This window comes from Gulosibacter sp. 10 (assembly GCF_900163695.1).
Lineage (GTDB): Bacteria > Actinomycetota > Actinomycetes > Actinomycetales > Microbacteriaceae > Gulosibacter.
Map to the genome: position 1 here is coordinate 1 of NZ_FUIC01000005.1, position 4487 is coordinate 4487.

The following is a 4487-nucleotide window of genomic DNA, read 5'->3' on the forward strand; positions in this document are numbered from 1 at the left end:
TCTGCTCGAAGCCGGCGGTTTCAGACCTCGACTACACCCTCGTTCGTGAAGAGCCTCATAACGCCATCCTGCCATGTCCGATTGCGTCCACGCCAAACTAGAAGTAAGGTTAGCCTTACTAACATCATACTGACGGGGCCAACATGACAGATTCGATCAACCTCACCCAAGACGAGCTCGCAGGACTACTCGAGGTACTCAAACACCCCGATCATCAGCAGGGGCTCGAGGACCGCTATCTGACCGTCACCGCAATTGAGCACCGCGCACGAAAACTCACTCGTATCTCAGCGACGATTTCTGGCGACGACCCACTCAACGAATGGACTCTGGCAAATCCCACGGTCCGCGTCGCATTGCCGGAACCACCCGAGGAATTCGCCGCAATCCCCGGGGTACCAAAGACCACGACGCGGGTATACACACTCGTGGAAATCGATCCAGCAACCCGCACCGCGCAAATAGACCTCGTAGTGCACGCCGAAGCTTCTCCTGCGATGCGCTGGCTAGCGCAGCTCAGGATTGGCGACCGCATTGACATTGTCGGACCACGCCCGCACCGCACCCCCGGTGAGGGCACCCCGCGGGTGCTGCTTGCCGACTCCTCTGCGCTCCCCGCGGCGACGCGGCTCCTGCGCACCATGCCCCACGTGGACGAGACTTTCGTCTTTGCTGCCGTCCCGGAGGATGAGTTTGCTATCCTGCAACAGGAGATCTCCGCATTAGCAGAACCCATCACCGCGTTTCGAGTAGAGCCGCACGGCCAATACCCACTGGCCACTGCTTTCGCCGAATTCGATCTCACCACTGACGCCAGCGTGTGGGCGGCCGGCGAACGGGAAGATATGCGCGAAATTCGCCACCGCTGCAAACACCATCTCGGACTACTGTCCGAGCAAACACAGGTATTCGGCTACTGGAAATATGGGATGACGAACACCCGGCTGGACTTCGCCAGACTCCGGGCAACGCAAAAGGGGCTCGCAGCGGGGCGCGCATTCACCGATACCGACGACTTCGAGATCGAACTGTGAACGGCGAGACAAGAATTACGAGCCTGAAATCCGACAGATTCTCCACTCGTGCTCTGCTGACTTTCGTTGTACTCGGCGCGCTGGGCGCGATCATCGTCCACGTATCACGAATTCTCGGGGTCGCATTACAAGCCACGGTCCCGTGGCTAGCATTCCCGGCACCAGTCCCCTGGTTTCTGGGGATCCTCATCGCCGCCCTGCTGATTCAACGCAGCGGCGCGGCGCTGCTCACCTCGATTGTCACAACCGTCGCAGGCTTCGGCGCACTCGCCCTGTGCGCGGGCATCGTCATCGAACTCACCTTCTTCATTACCAGACGGTTGCGCTCACAAACCCAGCCCACCTGGCCCCCTGCCCGGTCCCAGTTCTGGCTGTGGTGGGCCATCCTGGCCTGCGCAATCGTGAGTCTGATGAGCTTCGGTTTCATGTTCTTCTACCAAGAGTTTCTGCTGCTAGACCCCAGCATCAAGCTACTCGCCCTCATCATTCGGGTTGGACTTGGCGTGCTCTACGGGTGGGGCGCCTGGGTCATGACCATCGGATTGCTACGTGCAAATGTGAACCCACAGCGCATCGTCGTCGCATGAGCCTCCCGAACTCGGCCGACCCTGGCCGCTACAACGTACGGATACAGCAGTTCACAATCGCCTACGATGGCGCAAATCCGGTGCTCAATATACCTTACCTGGAGCTGGTCAGCGGGAGCTACACGCTCATCACCGGACCCACCGGTTGCGGTAAGTCAAGTCTGGCACACGCACTGGTCGGGGTGCTTGAAGATATGACGACAGCTCGGGTTGCAGGCAGCATCAGCATGAACGGAACCCAGCTTGCAACCCTAGACTCAGCCCAACGCTCCGGTACGATCGCTGCGGTCTGGCAGCGCCCAGAAACCCAGCTTTTCGCCAGCACCGTCTTGGCAGAAGTCCGTGCCGGCCTCGACTTCCAACTCATAGCACCCAACGAGGCCACGTTCAGGGCGCGCAGAGCCCTGCACCTCGTCGGTCTGAGCCACATTGACGAATCCCGTAACCCACTGACCCTCTCGGGCGGCGAACAACAGCGACTTGCCCTCGCGTCAGCACTCGTGCTGCGAGCGCCTATCCTGGTGCTCGACGAGGTCGCGTCACAGTTGGATCGCACCGCAAGCCACCGGCTCGGAAAAATCATCAGGGAGATTCGGTCCGCTCGCCAGCTCACCGTCGTGGCGTTCGACCACCGTCCGGACCCACATCTGGAACATACCGATCGGGTCATCGTACTCGATGAGAACGGCAGAATCGCGCTCGACGACAAGCCCGCCAGTGTATACGGTGAGAACGTAGACTTCTGCCGCAGAATCGGCGTGCATCTACCCGCAAAAGAGACCTCGAGCAGTGACACAGACTTCGGCGCGTTGACCGTCCACCAGACAGCACCCGGTCTGACAACCCAGGCTCTTACGGTCGCCAGACGCAGCGCACTGTTGTTGCGAGACGCCACCCTCACACTTCCCCGAGGAGCAATCGCGCTGCTGCTGGGCCCAAACGGCGCGGGTAAGACCAGCCTGCTGGATGCGCTTGCCGGCGAGAAACGCGGGGTGCGCGGGCACATCGATCCGTCACGGCGGGTAAGGCTCACCAGAGGCATTGGGTACCTGCCACAACGCGGGAGCGAGCTCATGTTCGCCCACACCGTTCGGACGGAGCTACACCTGGCATTACCACCGGGGGCGCGTTCTAGTGCCGCGGAGATCGACGATATGTTGAACCGGGCGGGGCTCTTGTGTCTGGCCGAAGTGCATCCGCAGCACTTATCGGGCGGGCAACGACAGCGGCTCTCGGTGCTCCTCGCCGTCGCCGGAAGACCGGCATTTCTCCTGCTGGACGAACCTACGAATGCACAGGATGTGACTGGCACAGCACAGATTCGTGCGCTGTTAGCAGGAAATGCTCAGGATCGCGTCGCCGTCATCGCGACGCATGATGCGGGCTCCTTCCGCGGCATCGCCACTCATCACATCGAGCTACAAACCGGAATCGTCAAAGGGGTCTGGCAGATATGACCCGCTTCAACTCCCGCAGGTGGGTTCCGCATCCGCTGATTATCGTATTGCTCACCGTTCCCGCACAGCTCGCGGTATTGCTCGCCCAACGGCCCTGGTTCAGTATTACAGTGCTGGCGTGCTGTCTCTTGGTGACAGTGGTGACGAAACCCCGCTTTGCCGCTGTCTTTATCGCGGCGGCTGGCGCGCTATCCCTGGTTCTTTGGGTCGGGATGGGCCTGTGGCTGCCTCTAGAGGCCGCGACGAACGGGGCGTTGCGTATCGTTGCACTCAGCGCCCTACTCGTGGTGCCGTTTTTCTATGTGAACTGGCCGGTGCTGGCAGACTCGTTGATTGATCGGTTCCGTGTTTCCTATCGGGTCATGGACACCGTGCTACTCGGGGAACGTTTCACTATGCTCATGCGAGCTGACCTGCGCACCGCCCGCAGGATGGCTCGACTACGTGCCCGCGGGAGCATTCGTGGACAGACGCGATTATTACTGCGGACGACGCTGCCAGTTCTCGTGGCAAGTTTCCGGCATAGCGATGAGCTCGCTCTCGCCCTGGACACTCGTGGTTTCGGTGCCCATCCGAAACGCACGGTCCACCAGAGTCGACCGCTCCGAGCGTTCGAGCTGGCTATTCTCATCGCAGTATGGGTATGCAGCATTTTCATTGCCGTATTCCTCGAAAGAATGTAGAGGTGCCTGACAGGCAGCTTGCCCCCTGATCAATTCCAGGCAGCTTCGTATTGTTAATTCACCAGTTTGACGCCAGAGCCGCCCTCCCGGTGCAGACCGGGCCCGATCCCGACGCTACTGAACTGCGGTAATGAGCCGGAAATAGACTTGATAGTGGCCCCGTCAGTGCCCCACTAGGACCGTCGCTTCGCCGGGGCGGCCGCCGTGTCGGAGAGCACGACGCCCTCCGTGTCGTAGAGGCGCACTGGAAACTCGCTTGCGCTACTCATTCCGGCGGTGAATAACCAAGTATCTGTGTTGCCGTCATGTTGCACAAAAGCCACCTCCGCCAGGTCATCCTGCGGGGTGCATCTTCGCCAGGCACGCAAGCATCAGCAATACAGAGCTCGACATCCGCGCCCCGGGAAGCATCCTCCTGCACTGCTGAGTTGCTGAGTCTGTCAACCTTAGCTTGCTCCCGTAGTGCGACCCGGCTTTCACCCAGCCCAAGCCCGAACCGGCACGATCCTTCCAGCCCCCTACAGATCTATCAACGCATAACTTCGAGCCGACGATGCATCTCCCGTGAACCATGACTGTAACGCCAAACCAAGAGATTGACATGCTAAGTGCGGTGGTAGGCTCTGCCCAAACAGTATGGTCAGGCTGCGATTTTGGCCGGTGAAACTAAACCTGGATCCACCGATTAGATAAGCGATGTGCAGTTGCGACGCTGAGGAATCGATG

The 4487-nt window shown here is 60.0% G+C and carries 4 protein-coding genes; all 4 read left to right on the forward strand.

Annotated features, from left to right (window positions below):
* Nucleotides 1-143 precede the first annotated feature (143 nt).
* Genes FM112_RS01405 through FM112_RS16730 form a run of 4 tightly spaced genes read left to right on the forward strand, consistent with a single transcriptional unit; the run spans nt 144 to nt 3761 of the window.
* Complete coding sequence (locus FM112_RS01405; protein WP_006821245.1) at nt 144-1034, forward strand: siderophore-interacting protein; 891 nt, start codon at nt 144-146, stop codon at nt 1032-1034.
* Nucleotides 1031-1621, forward strand: a complete 591-nt coding sequence (locus FM112_RS01410) for a hypothetical protein (RefSeq protein WP_006821246.1) — start codon at nt 1031-1033, stop codon at nt 1619-1621. Before FM112_RS01405 ends, FM112_RS01410 begins: the two co-directional genes overlap by 4 nt.
* Complete coding sequence (locus FM112_RS01415; protein ID WP_006821247.1) at nt 1618-3078, forward strand: ATP-binding cassette domain-containing protein; 1461 nt, start codon at nt 1618-1620, stop codon at nt 3076-3078. The genes FM112_RS01410 and FM112_RS01415 overlap by 4 nt, the downstream gene beginning before the upstream one ends.
* A complete protein-coding gene (locus FM112_RS16730) occupies nt 3075-3761 on the forward strand; it encodes an energy-coupling factor transporter transmembrane component T (RefSeq protein ID WP_025388378.1) in 687 nt (228 codons plus the stop codon). The genes FM112_RS01415 and FM112_RS16730 overlap by 4 nt, the downstream gene beginning before the upstream one ends.
* Nucleotides 3762-4487 lie beyond the last annotated feature (726 nt).

Coding starts and splice junctions, on each gene's coding strand:
- FM112_RS16730 (WP_025388378.1), top strand. CDS start 3,075: ATGACCCGCTTCAACTCCCGCAGGTGGGTTCCGCATCCGCTGATTATC.
- FM112_RS01415 (WP_006821247.1), top strand. CDS start 1,618: ATGAGCCTCCCGAACTCGGCCGACCCTGGCCGCTACAACGTACGGATA.
- FM112_RS01405 (WP_006821245.1), top strand. CDS start 144: ATGACAGATTCGATCAACCTCACCCAAGACGAGCTCGCAGGACTACTC.